The sequence below is a fragment of the Staphylococcus simiae genome (assembly GCF_002902085.1).
Classification (GTDB): domain Bacteria; phylum Bacillota; class Bacilli; order Staphylococcales; family Staphylococcaceae; genus Staphylococcus; species Staphylococcus simiae.
Genome location: NZ_PPQR01000134.1, coordinates 28,604 through 50,529, shown reverse-complemented (window position 1 = coordinate 50,529; position 21,926 = coordinate 28,604). Strand labels below are relative to the sequence as shown.

General features: G+C 32.2%; 22 protein-coding genes. 13 read left to right on the top strand and 9 right to left on the bottom strand.

Features of this window, described 5'->3' with window-relative positions; all coding sequences use genetic code 11:
• Window positions 1-193: 193 nt before the first annotated feature.
• From CD113_RS11985 to CD113_RS11975, 3 genes are all read right to left on the bottom strand, one after another.
• Complete coding sequence (locus tag CD113_RS11985) at window positions 194-1,189, bottom strand: YeiH family protein (RefSeq protein ID WP_002462868.1); 996 nt, start codon at window positions 1,187-1,189, stop codon at window positions 194-196.
• Window positions 1,190-1,362: 173 nt separating this feature from the next.
• Entirely contained in the window at window positions 1,363-2,457 is a 1,095-nt protein-coding gene (locus CD113_RS11980) for an ABC transporter permease (RefSeq protein WP_002462870.1), read from the bottom strand.
• Window positions 2,454-3,182 (bottom strand): ABC transporter ATP-binding protein, encoded by a 729-nt coding sequence (locus tag CD113_RS11975; protein ID WP_002462872.1) that lies wholly within the window; start codon window positions 3,180-3,182, stop codon window positions 2,454-2,456. Before CD113_RS11975 ends, CD113_RS11980 begins: the two co-directional genes overlap by 4 nt.
• A 137-nt stretch (window positions 3,183-3,319) precedes the next feature.
• On the opposite strand from CD113_RS11975, the gene CD113_RS11970 reads away from it, so the two are divergent.
• The 5 genes from CD113_RS11970 to CD113_RS11950 all read left to right on the top strand — a co-directional run bounded on the left by CD113_RS11970 (window position 3,320) and on the right by CD113_RS11950 (window position 8,590).
• Window positions 3,320-3,883: a TetR/AcrR family transcriptional regulator gene (locus CD113_RS11970; protein ID WP_002462874.1), complete on the top strand. Its 564-nt coding sequence runs from the start codon at window positions 3,320-3,322 to the stop codon at window positions 3,881-3,883.
• 104 nt (window positions 3,884-3,987) lie between these two features.
• Window positions 3,988-4,530: a GNAT family N-acetyltransferase gene (locus tag CD113_RS11965; RefSeq protein ID WP_002462876.1), complete on the top strand. Its 543-nt coding sequence runs from the start codon at window positions 3,988-3,990 to the stop codon at window positions 4,528-4,530.
• Window positions 4,531-4,813: 283 nt separating this feature from the next.
• Window positions 4,814-5,668, top strand: coding sequence for an iron uptake system protein EfeO (gene efeO, locus CD113_RS11960; protein WP_002462878.1), 855 nt, complete (start codon window positions 4,814-4,816; stop codon window positions 5,666-5,668).
• Window positions 5,665-6,894 (top strand): iron uptake transporter deferrochelatase/peroxidase subunit, encoded by a 1,230-nt coding sequence (gene efeB / locus CD113_RS11955; protein ID WP_002462880.1) that lies wholly within the window; start codon window positions 5,665-5,667, stop codon window positions 6,892-6,894. Before efeO ends, efeB begins: the two co-directional genes overlap by 4 nt.
• A complete protein-coding gene (locus tag CD113_RS11950) occupies window positions 6,875-8,590 on the top strand; it encodes an FTR1 family protein (protein WP_002462882.1) in 1,716 nt (571 codons plus the stop codon). The genes efeB and CD113_RS11950 overlap by 20 nt, the downstream gene beginning before the upstream one ends.
• Window positions 8,591-8,696: 106 nt before the next feature.
• On the opposite strand, the gene tatC is transcribed toward CD113_RS11950, so the two are convergent.
• From tatC to CD113_RS11935, 3 genes are all read right to left on the bottom strand, one after another.
• A complete protein-coding gene (gene tatC / locus CD113_RS11945; protein ID WP_088177463.1) occupies window positions 8,697-9,443 on the bottom strand; it encodes a twin-arginine translocase subunit TatC in 747 nt (248 codons plus the stop codon).
• Window positions 9,400-9,615: a twin-arginine translocase TatA/TatE family subunit gene (locus tag CD113_RS11940; RefSeq protein ID WP_002462886.1), complete on the bottom strand. Its 216-nt coding sequence runs from the start codon at window positions 9,613-9,615 to the stop codon at window positions 9,400-9,402. The genes tatC and CD113_RS11940 overlap by 44 nt, the downstream gene beginning before the upstream one ends.
• 110 nt (window positions 9,616-9,725) lie before the next feature.
• Entirely contained in the window at window positions 9,726-10,115 is a 390-nt protein-coding gene (locus CD113_RS11935; protein WP_002462889.1) for a DUF1398 family protein, read from the bottom strand.
• Window positions 10,116-10,367: 252 nt separating this feature from the next.
• Between CD113_RS11935 and CD113_RS11930 the strand changes: the two genes are divergently transcribed.
• From CD113_RS11930 to CD113_RS11910, 5 genes are all read left to right on the top strand, one after another.
• Window positions 10,368-11,564, top strand: a complete 1,197-nt coding sequence (locus CD113_RS11930; RefSeq protein ID WP_002462891.1) for a M20 metallopeptidase family protein — start codon at window positions 10,368-10,370, stop codon at window positions 11,562-11,564.
• 136 nt (window positions 11,565-11,700) lie between these two features.
• The gene (locus CD113_RS11925) at window positions 11,701-11,904 is read left to right on the top strand and encodes a helix-turn-helix transcriptional regulator (protein WP_002462893.1); all 204 of its coding nucleotides are present in this window, start codon (window positions 11,701-11,703) and stop codon (window positions 11,902-11,904) included.
• Entirely contained in the window at window positions 11,901-12,617 is a 717-nt protein-coding gene (locus CD113_RS11920; RefSeq protein ID WP_002462894.1) for a DUF3169 family protein, read from the top strand. The genes CD113_RS11925 and CD113_RS11920 overlap by 4 nt, the downstream gene beginning before the upstream one ends.
• Before the next feature lie 16 nt (window positions 12,618-12,633).
• Entirely contained in the window at window positions 12,634-13,473 is an 840-nt protein-coding gene (locus tag CD113_RS11915; RefSeq protein WP_002462896.1) for an ABC transporter ATP-binding protein, read from the top strand.
• A complete protein-coding gene (locus CD113_RS11910; RefSeq protein WP_002462897.1) occupies window positions 13,473-14,099 on the top strand; it encodes an ABC-2 transporter permease in 627 nt (208 codons plus the stop codon). The genes CD113_RS11915 and CD113_RS11910 overlap by 1 nt, the downstream gene beginning before the upstream one ends.
• Window positions 14,100-14,243: 144 nt before the next feature.
• On the opposite strand, the gene CD113_RS11905 is transcribed toward CD113_RS11910, so the two are convergent.
• Window positions 14,244-15,365, bottom strand: coding sequence for a low temperature requirement protein A (locus CD113_RS11905; RefSeq protein ID WP_002462900.1), 1,122 nt, complete (start codon window positions 15,363-15,365; stop codon window positions 14,244-14,246).
• Window positions 15,366-15,870: 505 nt separating this feature from the next.
• Window positions 15,871-16,416: a TetR/AcrR family transcriptional regulator gene (locus tag CD113_RS11900; RefSeq protein ID WP_002464861.1), complete on the bottom strand. Its 546-nt coding sequence runs from the start codon at window positions 16,414-16,416 to the stop codon at window positions 15,871-15,873.
• A 191-nt stretch (window positions 16,417-16,607) separates the two neighbouring features.
• Here CD113_RS11900 and CD113_RS11895 point away from each other — a divergent pair, with 191 nt between their 5' ends.
• Both CD113_RS11895 and CD113_RS11890 read left to right on the top strand, forming a co-directional pair.
• Window positions 16,608-17,531, top strand: coding sequence for an alpha/beta hydrolase (locus CD113_RS11895; RefSeq protein ID WP_002464862.1), 924 nt, complete (start codon window positions 16,608-16,610; stop codon window positions 17,529-17,531).
• A 159-nt stretch (window positions 17,532-17,690) separates the two neighbouring features.
• A complete protein-coding gene (locus CD113_RS11890; protein WP_002464863.1) occupies window positions 17,691-18,404 on the top strand; it encodes a dihydrofolate reductase family protein in 714 nt (237 codons plus the stop codon).
• Between the two features lie 453 nt (window positions 18,405-18,857).
• Here the strand turns inward: CD113_RS11890 and CD113_RS11885 are convergent, their stop codons facing one another.
• The gene (locus tag CD113_RS11885; RefSeq protein WP_002464864.1) at window positions 18,858-20,186 is read right to left on the bottom strand and encodes an MFS transporter; all 1,329 of its coding nucleotides are present in this window, start codon (window positions 20,184-20,186) and stop codon (window positions 18,858-18,860) included.
• 547 nt (window positions 20,187-20,733) lie between these two features.
• On the opposite strand from CD113_RS11885, the gene CD113_RS11880 reads away from it, so the two are divergent.
• A complete protein-coding gene (locus CD113_RS11880; RefSeq protein ID WP_002464865.1) occupies window positions 20,734-21,912 on the top strand; it encodes an acetyl-CoA C-acetyltransferase in 1,179 nt (392 codons plus the stop codon).
• Window positions 21,913-21,926: the final 14 nt, after the last annotated feature.

Genomic DNA, 21,926 nt, shown 5'->3' with positions numbered 1-21,926 from the left:
TTCGACTAGCACTGCTTCCCCAACTTGCACGTTACAGTAAAAATTCTATTTATAGAATTTTTCTATGTTGGGGCCCGGTCCCTCAGGAGTCTCGGCTTGAAAATAATTTATATTTTAAATTATTCACTTTTTATTTATCAGTCCTGAAAAATAGAGAACCTTATTTTAAGTAATATAATATATAGTCCAAAGTTTAACTATAAAGCCAATGTACGACGATAAAGGCTAATGTGGATAAACATATAGACGTTATGACAATAGTAACTAATGGTTTTAAAGCACGATTTTTCAGATCTTTAAAGGCAACATTTAACCCTAAAGCAACCATCGCCATTAATAAACAAATAGTTGATATCGTGTTTAAAATATTAAGAATCATTGGTGGTATCGTAATATACGTGTTAACTAGGGCCATAATAACAAAACCGATTAAGAAGTACGGAATACTGATACGACTTTTTTCTGTAGTTTCATTAGATTTAAAACGCATCACTAACACGAGGACAATCGTTAATGGAATGAGTAAGAACACTCTACCAAGTTTTCCTAATAAGGCAATTTTCAAGGCATCACTACCACCAAATCCACCAGCTAATACTACATGTGCAATTTCATGTAGACTGACGCCAGACCATGCACCATAAACGTTTGTCGTCATTGAAAAGACAGCAAAGATAGCAGTATAGATGAGTGAAAAGATGGTACCAATTAGAGCGATGATACCGATACTTATTGCTGTATCATTTTCTTTAGATTTGAAAATAGGGGCAACAGCAGCAATGGCTGCAGCACCACAGATACCGGTGCCTACACCTAATAATAGCGCGATATTTTTATCACCATTTAGTAATTTATTTACGAATAACATCATGCCAATGCTAAAGATGACGACACCTACGTCAATAGCGAGCAATTTACTACCTTGGCCAATAATATCGAATATATTTAGTTTTAGACCATATAAGATAATAGCAAATCGTAATAAGTATTTAGATGAAAATGTAATACCAGAACGATAAGCTTCTGGATATCCTTTAAAATGTCTGTAGAAGATAGCGATTAAAATGGCGATAGTTAAGGCACCAACTTTATCCAAGACAGGTAGTTTAGCGACTAAAAAGCTAAATAGTGCCACAACAAAAGTTAATAGTAAACCAATGATGAAATTCTTATTCTTTGAAGATGTCATTGTCTTAGCCCCCTTTAACAGCATTTTAGCACTGTTAATGCGTTCATTAAATACAATTTTGAAAAATCAGACATATTGAAGAAGCTTGATATTGAATTTAATTTAAATAGAAAAGTCTGATATAAAAAATTTCACACTTATAGTTAAGCTTTTGGCAGTAGCTGTTTTGATATTTAAACTTTACGATAGCGTTTCAAGCCAATGATGTTTAGTACTGTAAAAATGGTAATAAATACAAACAATACTAATAAATCAATCCATATATTTTGCCAGCTTTGCCCTTTGATCATAATGTTAGTTAATGCATCTCCAGCATATCTTAGTGGAAATAGATAGCCTAAGTTTGCTAGCCATGGCGTCATATTCTCAAGTGGGAAAATACCTGAAAAGAATACTTGCGGTACAGCGATTAATGGAATGAACTGTATCATTTGGAATTCAGAATTAGCAAAAGTAGAAACAAAGATACCCATTGTTAATGCTGTAAATGCTAATAAAATATTAACGATTAATACCAAATATAGTGGACCGGCTAAGTCAATTTTCAATAAATATATGGAAAATAGTACAATGATTAAAGTTTGAATAATAGCGAATAAACCATAACCTGCTAAATATCCAAATACTAGCTCGCTACGTTTTACAGATGTTGCTAATAAACGTTCTAAAGTACCAGTTGTCCGTTCTCTTAATAAGGCAATACCAGAAATTAAAAAGACGAAAAAGAAAACGAAGAATCCCATTAATATAGGAAACATTTTATCGAAATAAGTACTATCTGCGTCACCATATAAATAATGATTAGCCATTGTTAATTGATTATTGTTACTTTGTGCCTTGGATGTCATTTGCTTAGGTAATTGATTGATGATTGACTTGATATCGTGCATTTTATCTTTTTGAAGTGCTTGAGCCGTTAATTGTTTAAGCGTCTGTGTCTTACTAGGGTCTTCATTGGTATATGTGACCTCAAGTTTATGATCATTTTTAGTTATCAATGCATCAAGGTCGTGATCTTCAATCGTTGCTTTGTCACTATCAATATGATTGATATCGATGATGTCTAAATCTTTATGTTTCATTTGTTCCGTGATATTGTGTGGAATATTGTCAGTGACACCTAATCTTAGAGATGTATCTTCATTACTATTAAAAATAAAATACATCAGTGTCAAGATGAAAAGAGGTGCTAAGAACATTAAAGCGAGTGTACGTTTGTCTCTTAATAATTCAGTTAATACTCTTATGATAATGGCGTTTAATCTCATGATTGGTCACCTTCTTCTGCTTTTAAAAATACTTCTTCAATTGTGTCAGCGTTAAATTGTTGCTTTAAGTCATCTGGTGATCCTAGTGCGAAGAGTGTACCATCGATAATTAAGCCCACTTGATCACAACGTTCAGCTTCATCCATCACATGTGTTGTAACGATGATACTCTTGCCTTGTTGGGCAAAGGATTTTAATTGTTGCCAAATGGACTTTCGTAAACTTGGATCAATTCCAACAGTAGGTTCGTCTAAAATAATCAACTCAGGATCTTGTAATAGCGCGATAGCTAATGATAAACGACGTTTCATACCACCTGAAAATGTTGAAACTGTTTTGTTTAAGGCATTTGTAAGTTGAACAAATTCTAAATTGCTGTTTATAGCAGTAGTAAGGCTTTGACCATGTAAACCTGATAGTTTACCAAAAAATGTTAGATTCTCTTTAGCTGTTAATCCACTATATAAGGCATCTGTTTGCCCCATATAACCAATACGAGATAAGATTTGTCGATTAGGAATACGCTGGTCAAAAATGTCAGCCTGTCCACTATCTAATTTTTCCATACCTAATAAGCATTTAATTGTCGTTGTTTTACCAGAACCACTTGGCCCAATTAGACCTAAAATTTGTCCTTGTTCAACTTCGATAGAAATATCTTTTAAAATGGGTTGTTTATTATACGATTTATTGGCATGTGTTAATCGTGCAGTTACGTTTACCATATTTAAACCTCCTTGATAATAGACACTGTGTAAAATAAATGTCACTATGAGTATAAGACAAAATTATTTGCTTGCTAGTATAAAATTAATATAACTAGACATTTACATATAAAATGTACAACAAAAGTGGGGATACTATGGATGAACAGCAATTTACGGATACAAGAATCGTTAAAACTAAGCACAAAATACGCCAAGGCTTATTAGAATTATTGCTAGATAAGTCGTTTGATGACATTGCGATTAAAGATATTTGTCAGCAATCCGGTGTGAGTCGTGCAACGTTTTATCTACATTATAAAGATAAAAATGATTTGATTATTAAATTGCAACATGAAGTGATGGCTAAAGGGAAACGTGTGATACTAAATCAACTAAATTCATCGAGAAAAGCATTTTTTATGACCCTATTAAATTTTTGGCAACAAGAAGGAGAAATCATACTGTTATTAATTTCGGATAGAGGTTCAGAATTAATAAGACAACAAGTGAAGAAAACGTTACAAGCTAATATTGAAGTAAGCATCATTCCTATTGTTCGTACACAACATTTATCTACTAAAGAGAAATATTTCTTAGTTATTTTTTTAAGCAATGCGATATTTGGTGTTTTGCAAGATTGGGTTAACCGTGGTAGACCAGAAACTGTTGAAGAAGTTGCTGGAATTATGGATAAAATTTATACTTCAGTTTTTAAATAATAAATGACTGCAGCGAATTAACAAGAAATGTCGTTAACAGTAAATAAACATGTTAAAATAATAACAATTTACATGACTTTCAAAATCATGAAGGGGATGGTAGCATGTTTGAATTAGAAGTGAATGACCATATCAGTCTAAAAGGATTAGAATTAGCAGATGCGAATGCATTATTTGAATTGGTAGATAATTCGCGTGAAACACTTGGACAATGGTTGCCTTGGGTGCCGTTAACTAAAGAACCATCAGACAGTGAAGTATTTATCAGGGGTGCGATCCAACAATATAATCAAGATAATGGTGTGCATTATGGTATATGGTACGATGGTCAACTAGCTGGTGTCATAGGACTACACTATATCGATCGTACGAATAAACGAACATCTATTGGTTATTATTTAGCGCAACAATTTGAAGGACAGGGTATTATGACTGTCTCAACACAAGCGCTGATTAACTATTGCTTTACAGAACTTCGTTTGAATCGTGTTGAAATTAGAGCTGCAGTAAATAATTTTAAAAGCCAAGCGATTCCGAGGCGACTGGGTTTCACTGAAGAAGGCGTATTACGACAAGACGAATTACTTAATGGACAATTTTCATCAAGCTATGTCTTTAGTTTGTTGAAATCGGAATATCAACTATAAATATTAATAATGACATGACAAGCAGTGTTCTAATAGAGCGCTGTTTTTTAATTTTTTTACTAAATTTTAAAAAATCAAAACTGTTGTTGACACTATTCTATGTTAACCATATAATTACTTTGATAATGATTATCAGTCGCACAATTTAACTAGCATAATAACTTTGACTACTTTATTCAAAGGTTATAGCGGTATTGAGAGAGTATATAACTTTCTCAATGAACATTGTAATAATACATATATGATTGATAATTAAATTTTTAAAAATTGATGAGGTGTCCAGATGAAAAAATTAACAACGGTATTATTAGCATCAACATTATTAATTGCAGCATGTGGTAATGACGACAGTAAAAAAGAATCTTCAGACTCATCTAAAAAAGATGACAGTACTAAAGCAGAATTAAAACAAGCAACGAAAGCTTATGATAAATATACTGATGAACAGTTAAATGAATTCTTAAAAGGAACTGAAAAATTTGTTAAAGCTATCAAAGATGATGACATGGATAAAGCGAAAGAACTATATCCTAAAGTACGTATGTATTACGAACGCTCAGAACCTGTTGCTGAAGCATTTGGTGATTTAGACCCTAAAATCGATGCACGTTTAGCTGATATGAAAGAAGAAAAGAAAGAAGATGAATGGACAGGGTATCATAAAATCGAAAAATCTTTATATGAAGATAATAAAATCGATGATACAACTAAAAAAGATGCAGATCAATTATTAAAAGATACTAAAGAATTACATGCGAAAGCAGATACTTTAGACATCACGCCAAAATTAATGCTACAAGGTTCAGTAGACTTATTAAATGAAGTATCAACTTCTAAAATAACAGGTGAAGAAGAAATTTATTCACATACGGATTTATATGACTTCAAAGCGAATATTGAAGGTGCACAAAAGATTTACGAATTATTTAAACCAGCTTTAGAGAAAAAAGATAAAAAATTAAGTAACGACATTCAAAAGAACTTTGATAAAGTCAATGCTTTATTAGATAAGTACAAAGATGGTAATGGTGGTTATGAATCATTCGAAAAAGTGTCTAAAAAAGATCGTAAAGAATTTGCAGATGCTGTCAACTCACTTGGTGAACCTTTAAGTAAAATGGCTGTGATTACAGAATGATGAAAGAAGATGACCACAAAGAAGAAACTGGTTATTCAAGACGTTCTTTTTTGAAGATGCTAGGTGTCGGTGGTGCTGGTGTTGCTATAGGTGCCAGTGGTGTAGGTAGTGTTTGGTCTTTTAAATCGATGTTTGATACACCAGAAGATACTGATAAAGATGCCTATGAATTCTATGGCAAGGTACAATCTGGAATTACAACACCAACACAAAAAACATGTAACTTTGTAGCTTTAGACTTAAAAGATAAAAATTTAAGCGCAGTCAAAGAGATGTTTAAAGAATGGACGAAGATGGCAGATAGAATGATGGACGGTGACGCAGTAGAAAAAGGTGGCAAAAATCCTTTGATGCCACCTGTAGATACTGGTGAAGCAATGAGTCTTAGTGCCAATAAGTTAACCATCACGTTTGGTGTTAGTAAATCGATGATGAAGAAAATTGGACTTTCAAGTAAGATTCCTAAAGATTTTAAAGATTTACCTCATTTCCCTAATGATCAATTAGAAGAAGATTATAGTGATGGGGATATTATGATTCAAGCATGTTCTAATGATTCACAAGTATCATTTCATGCCGTACACAATTTAGTGCGTCCTTTTAGAGATATAGTCAAAGTTCGATGGTCTCAATCAGGTTTCATCTCAGCCAAAGGTAAAGAAACACCAAGGAATTTAATGGCTTTTAAAGATGGTACAATTAATCCAAGAAAGAATAATGAACTTAAAGATTATGTCTTTATTAAAGATGGTTGGGCTAAACAAGGTACCTATTGTATCGTACGTCGTATTCAAATTCATATTGAAACTTGGGACCGTACGTCATTAGAAGAGCAAGAAGCTACTTTCGGGCGTAAGCGTCAATCAGGGGCACCTTTAACTGGTGGTAAAGAATTTGATGAGATAGATTTAAAAGCAAAAGATAGCAATGGAGAGCTTGTCATTGATAAAGATGCGCATGCTAGATTAGCTAAAGAAGCGAACACATCTATTTTACGTCGCGCTTATAATTATATTGATGGTACAGATGAAAGAACAGGTAATTTTGAAACTGGATTAATATTTATTGCATTTCAACAATCGCCACAACAATTTATAGATATCCAAAACAACTTAGGTAGAAATGATAAGTTAAATGAATACATCACACATAGAGCTTCGGCATCTTTCTTAGTATTACCTGGAGTGAAAAAGGGAGGCTACCTAGGTGAAACATTATTTGACTAAAATAGTCATGACATTAATGATCATCCTTGTGTCATATAGTATGATTCCAACAGATGGTCATGTTGTTAAGGCACAATCCATTAGTGATGTCTACAGTACAATTACAGATGCTAAGTCTACAATTAGTGACGACAAAGCATCAACAGCTGACAAAGAAAAAGCGATTAAACAAGTATCAACAGATATTAATAATTTAAAAGTTAAAGACAATAAACAAGGCAAAGCTGTTAAAAAAGATGTAAAGGCATTAGAGAAAGCTAAAAGTACATCACAACAACAAGATAAGTTGTCAGATTTAACTAAATCATTAATTGCTTATGAAGAAAAGCTAGATAGTAAAGATGCATCTTCTAAAATTAAAGAATTACAACAACAAGTTGATGCTAAAGATAAAGCTATGAAAAAAGCAATTAAAGATAAAGATAAGAATGAATTAGAAAGTTTAAATACGAGTTTGAATCAAATTTGGACGAGTAATGAAACAGTTATTCGTAATTATGATGCTAATCAATATGGTCAAATTGAAGTTGCGCTTATGCAATTGAGAGTAGCAGTTCAAAAAGAACCATTAGATACGAATAAGGTGAAAAATGCTTGGACAACATTCAAGTCAAGTATTGATAACGTAGATAAAAAGCAAAACAGTAAAAATGATAGTAAATATAAAGTGACACAACTTAATGATGAATTAGACAAAGCGATTAAGGCCATCGATGATAATAATTTATCTCAAGCAGATACAGCACTTAGTCATTTCATACAAATTTGGCCTTATGTAGAAGGTAAAATTCAAACTAAAGATGGTGCACTGTATACTAAAATTGAGGATAAAATTCCTTACTATCAAAGTGTCTTAGATAATTCCAATAAAGACCGTATTAAAGGTGGCTTGGAAGAAATAAATAGCCAAATTAAAGATACGGTTGGACATAGTTATTCATTCGTTGATGTGATGATTATCTTCTTACGTGAAGGGTTAGAAGTGTTACTTATTGTCATGACACTAACTACCATGACACGTAATGTTAAAGATACTAAAGGTACAGCAAGCGTCATTAGTGGTGCGCTTGTAGGTTTAATTTTAAGTATTGCGTTAGCCGTAGTGTTTGTTCAAACATTAGGCAATAGTGGTATTTTACGTGAAGGTATGGAAGCAGGCTTAGGCATTGTTGCCGTAGTATTAATGTTTGTTGTTGGTATTTGGATGCATAATCGCTCTAATGCAAAACGTTGGAACGATATGATTAAACAAATGTATCAAAATGCTATAAGTAATGGAAACTTAATACTATTAGCTACGATTGGGCTGATTTCTGTCTTACGTGAAGGTGTAGAAGTGATTATTTTCTACATGGGTATGGTAGGCGAATTGGCAACTAAAGATTTTGTTATTGGTATTGCCTTAGCTATCGTTATACTCATTATTTTCGCTTTACTATTTAGATTTATTATTAAATTAATCCCTATTTTCTACATTTTCAGAGTGCTATCTATATTAATCTTTGTGATGGCATTCAAAATGTTAGGTGTTAGTATTCAAAAATTACAATTACTAGGTGTTATGCCAAGACATGGTATAGAAGGTTTACCAACGATTAATTGGTTAGGATTCTATCCAAGTTATGAAACAGTATTAGCACAAGTGATTTACGTTGTATGCATCGCATGCTTCGTCTTACTTAAACGTAAAAAATAAAAACAGGCCGTGATGGCCTGTTTTTTTATGTTGATAATGACAATTTTTAAGGACTAACACATTAGTAGAGAAGGTTAATGCACTCTCTAATGTGTTAGTCCTATTGTTATTGTCTATAAGTTATTTTGACGATTAACATACTAAACTCAAATAATAAGATAAGTGGTAAGGTTAATAAAATATTTAATGTTAAGTCTGGTGGTGCAATAATGCTAGCAGTCACAAAACAAGCAAAGTAAATATACTTACGATAATGTTTTAGCGCATGTGCATCAATAAGTCCAAATTTGGCTAAGCCCATAAAAAGAATAGGTAATTGGAACAACACACCAAAGACGAGCAGCCAACGTATCAATTCAACAAGATAAGCTTTAAAGCCAATAACTGGATCAATATGTAATGTGGCTGATAATTTTAAAGAAAAGTTAATAATAAGTGGGAAGCCGATATAAAAGGCAAACACCACTCCAACAATAAATAACAGTGCACTAAAAATACTGTATTTATAGATAAAACGACGTTCGTGACGATGTAGTCCTGGTGACACAAAAGACCACAATTGATAAAAAATGACAGGTGATACCAAACAAAGCGCAATAAAGAATATAACCATGACATATATTTGAATCATCTCAGTAAAAGAAAAGGCATGAAGTACGACATGTGCACGCGTAATGTATGAAATGAATGAAGTCATCCACCAAAATGATGAAATATAGACAATCACTACTGAGATTACAAAGAACACTAATATCGTAACAATGCGTTGACGTAATTCACTAAAATGCTCAAGTAAAGAATGATAGTCACTAGTGTTCTCGCTGTTGTTTGGATTCCTTACTGGGTGTGTCATGAGAATCTTTATCTAAATCATCAGCTGCTGATTTAAACTCTTTTAAAGTAGAACCTATGGCACGTCCAAATTGTGGTAATTTTTTAGGGCCAAAAATAATTAATGCGATAATACTAATCACAACTAAACTTGTAGGACCTGTAATACCTAAGACAAAAGTATTTGCTAACATGTTCATCCACCTCACTTCTTACGTAATGTATAGTATTACTGTATACCTAACGATAATGATTATCAATGAAAATTTACGCAAATATTAAAAATATTATCTTATTAGCCGAGTTATTGTGGTATTTGTTCAGAAACGATAGCGTTGTCTTGTAAATCTAGATACGTACACGTACCTTGATTAATATCAATTAACCATTTGTAGATACCTGCTTGTGCCATTTCATTACAAAATATTGCAAAATCAGTTTGCCCTTGTTGGTGCCTAATTAATACATCTTGTACAACTTTGACATCAGCGTTATCTGCTATCTTAGCATTGGCTTTAACTGATTCAGCAATAATATCTTCTTCCATTGGATGAATATATGTCGCAATACCTTTTTGAATATTGACAGTATTGTACGTCATACCCATATCTTTAAATGCTGTAAATAACTTTGGAAAGTCGACACCAGTATATTGTTGGTGTGCTTGTTCTATTGCTGATAATGAGAATTCCATAATGAATAACTCCTTTATTGTTGTGTTTTATTTTATAAATAGAAGGCCATAATATAATGTTTATAAGTCATAACATAGAATATTTGGTACTGGAATATCTCTATAACTGTAATATTGATTATGACGTATGGCGTTAGGATTGTAAAAGTATATAGTTTACCATTTTTTTATAAGGGTAATTGTTTAACAATTCATATTATTTAGATTTATACTTAGTATGTACTGGAAGTTAATATATAGGAGGCACTGTCTATGACAAACTTAAGAGAAACTGTATTTAAAAAGATAGAAGACAAAGAGCAGCGTATTATTGAGTTACGCAGACATTTACATTCTCATCCAGAATTATCATTTGAAGAAGAGAACACAAGTCAATTTATTAAAGACTTTTACAAAGATAAAGATGTCAAGATGCATACTGATTTAAATGGTCAACATGGCTTAGTTGTTGAAATTAACGGTGGACAATCTGGTAATACTATCGCGTTACGTGCTGATTTCGATGCTTTACCTATTAAAGAAGATACCGGCTTAGAATTTGCATCTCAAAATGAAGGTGTGATGCATGCATGTGGCCATGATGCACATACAGCTTATTTGTTGGGAGTTGCTGAAGCATTAATAGAGGTTAAAGAAGACTTGCCTGGCACTGTTAAAATCATTCATCAACATGCTGAAGAAGTACCTCCAGGTGGTGCTCAAGATATTCTAGCATCTGGTGTATTAGATGATGTAGATGAAGTGTATGGTATTCACTTCTTCCCAAATATAGATGTTGGTACAATTTTTGTGCATAAAGGCGAAGCATTTGCTGGTCGTTCAAACTTTGATATGCATATTCAAGGTAAAGGTGGCCATGCAGCAATGCCTCAAAATACGAATGATGCCTTAGTTGCAGGTGCATATTTTGTAACGGAAGCACAAACAGTCGTATCACGTCGCATTGATCCTTTAGAGTCAGCTGTGGTATCTATCAGTGCTTTTGAAGCACCAGGGGGTTACAACGTTATTCAAGATAATGTCACGTTACGTGGAACAGTACGTTATATGAATGAAGATTTAAAAGAAACACTTTATAACGAAATCAATAATATTGCACGTGGATTAGAAACAACTTTTAACGTCAAAGTCAATTTAGATTATAAGTATGACTATCCTGTATTGTATAACAGTGATAAACAAACAGATGCCATTCAACATATTTTAGAACAAGCACAAGGTAGCTATGTGACAGACGTTGTTGATCTTGGACCTATTACTGCATCAGAAGACTTTGCGTATTACTTAACTGACAAACCAGGTGCATTTATTGTTGTTGGTGCTAAACCAGTTGATTATGGCGTGTATCCACCGCACCATCCAAAAATGGTCTTAAATGAAGATGGATTCCAAGTTGCTGCTAAAGCATTAGCAGATATTGCTTTAAATCGCTTAACAGCTGAAATTTAATAATATTAACAGTAGTAACATTGACTATGAAACACTTAACAACAAGATGTTTCATAGTTTTTTTATGGCATTTTGACAAATATAGTTGTCAAAAAGACTAATATATTTTACAATTTACATAAGGAGTTGATGGTATGTGCGTAACAGATTAAAAGAATTGAGGGCCAAAAATGGATTGAACCAAACACAATTAGCTAAATTAGCACAAGTATCGAGACAAACGATTTCATTAATAGAAAGAAATAGTTTTACACCCTCTGTCTTAACAGCTATACGTATTGCACGTATCTTTAATGAAACGGTGGAAAATGTATTTATCTTAGAGGAGGATGAAACATGAAAGTAGTAAGATACATAGTACTTTTAATTATTGGAGGCATTGTAGGTGGAATTTTTGGCTTGTTGATAAGTGGTGAAGGTATTGGCTTTGAAAAATGGCAATTTGCTACACAAAATAATGTCATTATCATTACTATTATAGCAACAATTACTATTATGTTATTAGAATGGATTGTATTACTATTCCAACGAAAAGCGTTAAATTATAAAACGTTAGTAGACAATAATGAGGAGCTAGACAATGTAGATGAATACGAATTATTAGCAAATCGTTACTTTTTTAAAGCGAATTTGCTGTCTAATTTACAGTCTTCTATTCCTTTAATAGTGTTATTAATTTTTACTTTTGGACGAGGTAACTTTTCATCAATTGTTTACTTCTTAATACCATTCCTTTTGAGTTCGGTATTAGCAACACAAACAATGTTTTTCAGTAGGAAATTTGACCCAAGAATGCCAAAGATAGGTGAAAAGAATTCCATCGAAAAACGCTTTGCCATTATGGATGAAGGGGAACGCCATATCACCCTGTTATCGTTATTTAAAATTTTCAATGTCAATGTATCATTATTATTTTTAGCGATTGTTTTGATAGGATTTTATTCTATTTCTACAGGTGTTAATCAAAGTTTTAGCTTATTAATTGTTATTGCTATTTTTGTTTATAGTTTGTTTAATTACTTATTCAAAATTCAACAATATTATAAAAATTAAGGCAGGAGAGAGTATTATGACAAAGTTACTAAAGATAGAACATTTAACGAAGCGTTATAGTGAATCTTCCTTTAAATTAGAAAACATCTCATTATCCATTGACTCGAGTGAGACAGTAGGACTCATTGGGAAAAATGGTTCTGGTAAATCAACATTAATTAATATTTTAGTAGGAAATCGCCATAAAGATAGTGGTAATATTGAATTTTTTGAACAACCATTAACTAAAGATATGTCTTATAAAGAGGAAATTGGAGTCGTATTTGATGACTTAAGAGTACCTAATAAATTAACTGTGACAGAAGTTAATAAAATTTTTGAACATATTTATCAATCATGGGATAGCAATCGTTATTTTGATCTGATACAACATTTTGACTTGCCAAAAGATACAAAATTATCAACCTTTTCTAGAGGAATGAGAATGAAAATAGCACTATCTGTAGCAATGTCACACCATGCAAAATTATTAATTTTAGATGAAGCAACGGCAGGTATGGACATATCTGGTAGAGAAGAAGTCTTAGAATTACTAGAGATGTTTGTTGAACAAGGTGGAGGGATTTTGATTTCCTCTCATATATCTGAAGACATAGAACAATTAGCCGATAAATTAGTATTTATGAAAGATGGCAAAATTATTTTAACAGAACGCAAGGATGAATTATTAGCAAAATATGGTATTGTGACAACAGATAGTGAAGAAATATCTATTCCTGAACATACTATTATAGCTTCAAGATCATATAAGGGTCAAAGACAAATATTAGTTAATGATACTTTGCAAGTATTTGATGCGCAGCCGTTAACTCATATTGATGATGCGACTAAGATTATGATGAGAGGTGACGTATAATGAAAGGCATGTTATTAACAAGTTTTTATACTACTAAAAATAAGACATATATTTATCTATTAATAGCTATTTTAGCAGCTGCTTTTTTCTCTTTTATTAACCCTTTAATGAGTAGTACTATGGCTGCTATTTTCTTGATTACTCCTATTACTGATAATATCAAACAAGAAAAAGATTCTCGTTGGATGTATTACGTATCAACATTACCCATTAAACGTAGTGATTATATTAAAGCCTATTTTGTTTATTACTTAATATTGTTAATTATTGGGGCAATCATAGGTATCATTTCAACGAGTATAGTTACTCAAAGTATAATGATGGGATTGATGTCAGGATTAATGGGATTTGGTGTCCTAGGCTTATATGCCATTGTTTTTCCATTAACTTTTAAATTTGGTCCTGAAAATTCCAACGTTATTATGATATTATCTTCTATTTTAATTGTGATTTCATTTTTAGGATTCTTTTTTGTCTATGGGATGGTAGGTGGCAGTTTTGATAATGGTTATGATATTGGAATGAATGGTATTTTAGTAACATTAATTTATTCTGTATCAGGTATCATTATTATGATATTATCATACATCCTGTCTGTTAAAATATTTAACCAACAAGATTTATAATAGGTTTTCGTTTCACGTGAAATAACAATAAATTAAAATAAGCTCAAAACGCTGACGGGCATCTACGAAATAATTTGTTTTGAAACAATTATTTCGGTTCCATTCCCACTTGATCCTGGCATCGTTTTGAGCTTGTTGTCGTTATTATGCTCTGTTTTGGTTTTTATAATAAATGAGCATGATACTAAATGTCGCAATAGCAACTGAAATAATCATAATATGATCATGACCAACAAATATCAAACTAATAAGATACGAAATAATAACAATAGCAAGTGCATAAGATATATATTTAATATGCATTAACTCGTCATGGAAGTATGGCGTAATTAACCATAAACCAATATAAAATAATAATATACTGATATACATCATGTTAAGTTCAAATAGTGGATGCAATTTGTCGTTGTTGCTAAAAATAATGGCACTATTAATAATACCTAAAGCGATATTAATGATTAAATGCGTATAAGCTAAACGGAATCCTATAGACTCTAATTTATCATTAATATAATTTTCAGAAACAATCCAATAAACACCAAACAAGCTGACTAAAATAATGAATTGGAATATATACGTTACACTAAAATGCGTAATGCTAAAGGATGATGATGCTAGTCCGACTAGAACCTCACCAAAAATAATAATCGTTAGTAATGAGAAACGTTCAACTAAATGCATCATATTTACGGGTGATAATTTTAAATATTTACGGAACGGAATTAACCCTGTTGCCGCAACAAAGACGCCTAAAAATCCAGGAATATAATGAATACTTTGTGGTAAGACCAGTGATAAGAATGATAAAAAAGCAATGACGAATGCGACTAAGGCAAATGATTGGCAAGTTCTCTTATCTGCGTAATTAAGACCTGTGCGTATATGTAATAAGTATTGCGTGCCGATACTGACATACATTAATCCTACACATAAAAAGAATGGGAAGAATGTTTTCTCGAAACTAGGATATAAGCTGTTAGATAAAAATACCATAATAAATAAATTAAGCATCATGAAGGTGACATCTTTGAAAGTAACTTGACCAAATCTATTGGTAAAGAATGTCTGATGTGACCATACGAGCCATAAAAATAGACTCATAACAACATATTTAAAGAATAATTCAGCAGAAATCGTACCATTGTTTGTAGTTAAAATAACATGGGCTATTTTTTGGATAGCATAAACAAAGATTAAATCAAAGAAAAGTTCGTGAAATGCTGCACGTTTTTCTTCTAAATGTCTAGGGGTAAAACTTTGTTCCATAAAATCATTGCTCCTTTGGGATGAATTAATTTTTTTAGTATACTATGTAATGTTTTCTTTGAATAGTTAATATTGAATTAAATGCTAATTGCATATAAAACAATAAGGGAGTGGGACAGAAATAATTATTTCAAAACAAATTATTTCGTAGATGCTCGTCTTGCACATTTAAAGCTACTTAGATTTTAATCTTTAGTAGCTTTTATGCAGTTGCACGATTAGTGTCAACTGTAATCCTTTTAACATTTTTCTATGACGGGTCCCTTGCCCAACTATGCCCGTCTTGCACATAAAAGAAAAAATTTTATTTTTAAAATTTTTCTATGACGGGTCCCTGCATTGTCTGAAAAAACTGACTAACCAGTTTTTTTGTGTTGAGTCCCTTCCACCCCGGCAAGACTGACTAGGTTTGTAAAATGTTGATAAATCAACATTTTACAAACCAGACAGTTACTGCCAAATGCTTAATTTTAAGTGAAAAATGCTTTTTGTCCCACTCTTTTTATTATTGAGGCACATTCAGAAATGCTTTTAATAATTGATAGGTTTGTTCTTCTATATCGTGTTTATCATTTTCCTCATTTTGTAAATAAAGGTCTATCAGTTCAATAATGCCACTAGATGCAAATTTTAAAAATAATTGTGGTTCGATATTATTTAGACGATAGTGCTGCTCGTCAAGTTTATCAGCAAGCTCATCAGCAATGAGTTGTTGTAATTGACGCTTATATTTTTGAGCGATGGAAGTTTGAAACAGTGTAGTAAAAAATTGTCGATGATGATTAAAGTAATCAAACCAAATCGTTGTTCCTTCTCTAAGACCTAATTCTTTTTTGGCTAGACAAATGTCATGAAGCTCTGACATCTTTTGATCTACAATTTTATCTAATAAATCATATTTATCTATGTAGTGTAAATAAAATGTTTTGCGTCCAATTTCAGCACGTTCAGTAATATCTTTGATGGTAATTTTATCAAAGTTCTCATTGTAGAATAATTCTAAAAAGTGCTGTCGTATTGCTTTTTGTGTTTTTTGTATACGTAAATCCATATTATATCCTACCTTTTTATAACCCAATTTAGTGTATCTGTGTATTATTGCTCAAATATCACAACGTATGAATTGTTTATGTATGACAATATGTTTTAATTATACACACAAGGGTAATAAAACTCTACAGAGAAAAAGTTTTTTTATTAACGTTAACAAAATTATTTAACTAAAGATAAGGAGTTTTAAAGATGAATGAACAAGTAATGAAATTTAAAACTAGAAATATTGAAACAACTGGTATTTTACGAGTGCCTGATAATGAAGGAAATAAAACATTACCTACGATTGTAGTCATGCATCCAATCAGTAGTGTTAAAGAACAAACAGCAAGTATTTATGCTAAACGATTAACAGAAGAAGGTTTTGTCACATTTGCCTTTGATGCTGGTCATCAAGGAGAATTACATCAAGCACCAGAATATATTGAAAATCCATATTATAGAGTAGAAGATGCATCTTTTGCCATTGATTTCTTAAATACGTTAGATGTTGTAGATAATGATCGTATAGGCATCTTAGGTATTTGTGGTGGTGGCGGTTATGCTGTTAACGCAAGTATGACTGATAAACGTATTAAAGCAGTAGGTTCAGTTGTAGGTGCAGACTTCGGTACATTAACTCGAGAAGGGGATTTGTCACCAAACGCAGCCTTAGATATGTTACACAGTTTAGCTAAACAACGTGAAGCGGAAGCAATGGGATCACAACATGAATTGACACAATATATTCCAGATTCACAGCAACAACGTCAAGATGCAGGTATTGAAGATATCGATATCGAACAAGCTGTAGATTACTACAAAACAGATCGCGGACAACATGAAAATTCAATTAATCGCTATCGACTTATCAGTAATATGCAAGTGGCAGGCTTTGATGCCTATCATTTAGTCGACAAATTATTAGATCAACCACTTTATATTGTTGCTGGAGATGTCCCTGGTGCATTTGGTTCATACCGCTTTGCTTATAAATTATTTGACAATGCATTAACTAAGGATAAAAAATTACACATCGTTAAAGGTGCATCTCACTATGATTTATATGATCAACCTCAACCAGTTAACGAAGCATTATCAGGATTAATTCCATTCTATAAAGAAAAATTATAAGCTGATAAACATTAAACAAAACACTATGATTTAATATATGGCACATATGCAGTGACAATAGAAGACACAGATAGCTGGACGCACAATCAATATCTAACTTCATTGAATATATGCATGATGTGCCTCTTTGAATTTTAAAGTTATGGAGGGAAATGACTAATGACGAGACCAACAATCATCGTGCATATGTCAATGTCAATTAATGGCAATATTACAGGGCCATACGGCAGTGTAGTGGAAGGAGAAGCTTTAAAACAAGCCTATGAAAGTAAACATGAATATTTCGATAGCAAAGCAATGATTTTAGGGCGTAAAACAATTGAAGAAGCATTTACTGCAACGGAAATGCCAGAATTACCAAGTCATCCACAAATATATTCTAGAGAAGAAGATTATATTGCTGATAGTGATTATAATCATTATATGGTGTCACTTGACCCTTCAGGAAAAGCAGCTTGGACGTCAAACTATACAACATTTCGTGAACGTCCTGAAATGCATGTGGTTGAAGTGGTATCTGAAACAGTTTCAGATGCTTATTTAGAGCATTTGAGGAATTTAGGCATATCATATATTTTCGGTGGTGAAAATCACCAGTTAGATCTTAAGTTGGTATTAGAAAAATTGTATCGCTACTTTAATTTAGAAACAGTAGTATTAGCTGGTGGCGGAAGTATTAATTGGTCATTCTTCGAGCAAGGTTTAGTTGATGAAGTCAGTGTTGTTATTGTACCAGCCGTCGATGATCATTACGGACGTCCACAATTATTTAATAATAGCCATGAAGACAGTGATATTAAACCACAAGGTTTTAAAATTAAACACTTAGAACAATTAGATGGAGATATCATTTGGATTCATTATAGTAAATAAAAATGGTTGAAAGATGTAAACAAACTAGTAGGTTATACATTAATTACAGGAGCAAGTTCAGGCATAGGTCATGAAACAGCTTTTTGCATGTATAGAAAATGATTATGATAACAAGTGAAAATTAAGAAATATAAAGTTGTGCAGTAGCAGCAATTTATTCTTGAATAAAGAATGGTAAAATATAATATATTTTATGAAATATTGTATTGTGGGTTAGTGTGATTATAGAAACAATTCGACAGCTTTATTAAAGACTTTTAGAAAATAAGAAACGCTTGTTATAAAAAACACTTCCGTTTAGATTCGTTTTACACGAACTCAACGGAAGTGTTTTTATTTTATTCCCACTAATTGGGGTCAGCTCATTACACGAACGCAACGGAAGTGTTTTTTTCGTATCAATTGGAATTAACACAATAGATCATTTTAAAGTTTATTATATGTTAACTATAGTTATGCTTGTGAATTTTTAGGTTTATGACGATTCATAAATAATAATAGCAATATAGCGATGGCACCAATCATATCGACGATAATACCAATTCTAAATATTAAATGATAAGCTAACTCAATATTATAGTGATATTTATCAAGTAACGTCCCGTTCATTTGATAGACGAAAAAGATAGGTGCATACGTTGCAAATGAACCTAAACTCATCGCAGCACCAGTATATTTTTCTGGTAAATTAATTTCAGATATTGGTGCTAAAATAATACTGTTTGCTAAAAATGTCGCGATTGAAAATGCTAATAATAATATAATGCTTAAGATGATGCCTGTTTTGAAAAATGCTACTAACGATAAAGAAATAATGCATAGAGTTAAAGCAGTGAACATCATTCTTGTAGCAGATTTAAAAATGTAATCGGAAATTAATCCAGCACTGAGACCCATAACAATGCCCATGGCACCAGTATTAATAATACCGAAAATGGCTGTTTGATTTGGAGTAAGCTGGTAAACACTTTGTAAATAAGGGACAGTATAAATTAATATAATATAACTCCAATATGCTGCCAATCCTCCAATGGAAGCTAGCCAAATTCTAGGTTGTGTAAATAGAACATGTAATAATCCTTTTAAAGCTTCTAAAGATTTATTATCACGGACAATATCTTCACTTTCTAAATCGCGATTGATTTCATAACGATGTTTTAATTTGTGGTTTGCTGCAATACCATTCTTTGGAATATAACGAATGATTAAGTATATGAGTGGAATGATTAATAAATTATAGAACAACATGCCACCTTTAAAGACCGCTAGGCCACTAATTACTGCCATAACACCAACGATAAGTAAATTCATTAATACTTCTTGCGTTCGACGTATCGATTCTAACAAACCAAAACCAATACCTCGATTGTGTTGATGAGTAAAGAATATAATACCATTTAAGACAGCTGGCCAAAAGACAGCGTCAATGAGCCCCCAAATGATTGCTATACATTTTAACACCGTGAAATTAGGTGTAAAGAAAATAATGACTGACATAGTAATGAATCTAACGACTAAACCAAATATTAAAATAGACTTAATTGAAAAGCGATTGTTAATCCAACCACCCGGAATATAAAAGAATACGGCAATACCAATTAAACTAAATAAAGTTCCAAGTTCAGCATTAGAAACATTTAATACTTCTAATAACAAATTGTAAAATGTTCCTTTAAATGCTTCGAAACTAGAATAAATTAATTGACCTGCTGTTATAACTGTTAAAAAGCCAATAAAGTTATGTTTGTTATCAAAACCTAAACGATCCAATATTTTCTTCAAAGTAATATCACCTTTCCTTGTTGTATAAGATTAAAAATTTAAATTACTAAAAATTGAATATGTGAGATGTTAGGAGTAAAAGGAGCTTGATAAATCGTTGTGTTGCAAAATGTTTTCAATAGAATACTATTACTCTATTTTAAGGTGATATTATAGATAAAACAAGATGCCGACAAGCGTTATATCAAGAAAAAAGGGATAAGTAATATTTAAAGTGTTAATTAACATAAATAAATTTAACAATGAAGCATGTTTTGTGATGGAAGTGGTTTTTATCAAATGGAATCATTAGTTAAAGGGTGAAGGTGTCTCATTGATGACGAAGTATGATAGTCAATGGAGTAGTAATTTGAAACCGTTTGCGTTTAAAATTGCTCAAACAATTTACTACATTGTATAATAGGTTTTGTTATATCATAAATAAATGAGTGACTATTAAAGCTAGTTAAAGTTAAGGCGTAATTAAAATTTTGTGTGCTGAATCTACAGATTATTAATTACATCATGCTTTTACACGCTGATATATAAATAAGGAGATGAATATGCCATGACTAAAGTTGTATTAGCGGCTGCATATCGTACACCTATAGGCGTATTTGGTGGTGCCTTTAAAGATGTGCCAGCTTATGATTTAGGTGCTACATTAATCAAACATATAATAAAACAAACAAATATTAACCCACAAGATGTGGATGAAGTTATTATTGGGAATGTCTTACAAGCAGGACAAGGACAAAATCCAGCTCGTATTGCAGCGATGAAAGGTGGTTTACCAGAAAGTGTACCATCATTCACTATAAATAAAGTATGTGGTTCAGGGTTAAAGTCAATTCAATTGGCATATCAGTCTATTCTTGCTGGAGATAATGAGATTGTCATAGCTGGTGGTATGGAAAATATGTCACAAGCACCAATGTTAGTAAATCAAGGACGTTTTGGTTTTAAAATGGGTCACCAAACAATGATTGATAGTATGGTTTATGATGGTTTAACAGATGTTTTTAATCAATATCATATGGGAATTACTGCTGAAAATTTAGTAGAGCAATATGATATTAGCAGAGAAGAGCAAGATCAATTTGCTGTTGAATCACAACGAAAAGCTGTAGCAGCGCAACAAGCTGGGGCTTTTGATAGTGAAATTGTACCTGTAACTATTCCGCAACGTAAAGGAGATCCTATTGTTGTCACTCAAGATGAAGGAATAAGAGCGGATGCCTCTTTAGAAAAATTAAGCCGCTTAAGACCAGCATTTAAGAAAGATGGTTCTGTTACTGCTGGTAATTCATCAGGTATTAATGATGGTGCAGCGATGATGTTAGTTATGACTGAAGAAAAGGCTCAAGAATTGAATATTAAACCATTAGCAGTGATTGATGGATTTAGTAGTCATGGCGTGGACCCATCAATCATGGGTATTGCACCCGTTGGCGCAATTGAAAAAGTATTGCAACGTAATAATAAAGCTGTAGCAGATATTGATGTTTTTGAATTAAATGAAGCTTTTGCATCACAATCAATTGCTGTTGATCGTGAATTACAATTACCTAAAGAAAAGGTCAACGTTAAAGGTGGTGCGATTGCATTAGGTCATCCAATTGGAGCATCTGGTGCTAGAGTATTAGTAACGTTATTACATCAATTAAATGATGATGTTGAAACAGGTCTAACATCATTATGTATCGGTGGAGGACAAGCTGTCGCAGCTGTAGTATCCAAATATTAAACTATTTGAATAAA